Origin of the sequence: Zoogloea sp., assembly GCF_023150065.1 — a bacterium.
Taxonomy (GTDB): domain Bacteria; phylum Pseudomonadota; class Gammaproteobacteria; order Burkholderiales; family Rhodocyclaceae; genus Zoogloea.
The window spans coordinates 1-749 of the sequence record NZ_JAKLLN010000106.1 but is presented as its reverse complement, the minus strand read 5'-3'; the positions used below and the strand labels follow the sequence as shown (position 1 = coordinate 749).

The 749-nt window shown below is 74.9% G+C and carries 1 protein-coding gene; it reads left to right on the top strand.

Annotation, left to right across the window (positions count from 1 at the left end; genetic code table 11):
- The coding region (locus L6Q67_RS23700; protein WP_296576020.1) for an MFS transporter at positions 1 to 749 on the top strand (749 nt) is incomplete at both ends.

Sequence of the window (749 nt, the reverse complement as noted above, 5' to 3'; positions counted from 1 at the left end):
CCGTCATGAACCGCAATGTCCTGCTGCTGGCCCTGAGCCAGGCCTTCGTGATGACCGTCGTCAGCCTGATGCTGTCGGCCTCGGTGCTGGTCAGCGTCGGGCTGTCCGCCGCGCCGGGCTGGACCACGCTGCCCCTCGCCATGCAGTACCTGGCGACCATGCTGGCGCTCCATCCGCTGGCCCGCCTGATGGCGCGGTGGGGGTGCGGGCCGGTGTTCGCCGGCGCGGCGCTGGTCGGGGCTGCGGGGCTGGCCCTGGCGGCGGCCGGCCTGGCCTACGGCAGCTTTGCGGTGTTCGTGCTGTCGGGGCTGTGCGTCGGGGTGTTCGGCGCCGCCGGGCAGTTCTACCGGTTTGCGGCGGCCGAGGCCGTCCCGGCGGCGGCCCGCGGGCAGGCCGTCGCCCTGACCCTCGCCGGCGGCGTGCTGGCGGCCTTCCTCGGGCCCTTCATCGCCGGCACCACCCGCGACTTCAGCGGCGTGCCCTTCCAGGCGAGTTTCGTGGTGCTCGCCGTGCTGGCCCTGCTGGCGGCCGGGGTGGCGTGCCTGCTGCACCTGCCTGCGCCGGAGGCTGCCGCAGCGGGCGCTGTCGGCCCTTTGCCGCGGCCTTTGCGGGAGATCGCCCGCCAGCCGGATTTCCGCCTGGCCCTGGCCGGCGCTGTGGTGGGCTACGCCGTGATGGCGCTGCTGATGACCGCCACGCCCCTCGCCATGCTGTGCGCCGGTCAGCCTTCCGGCGCCAGCATCGCGGTG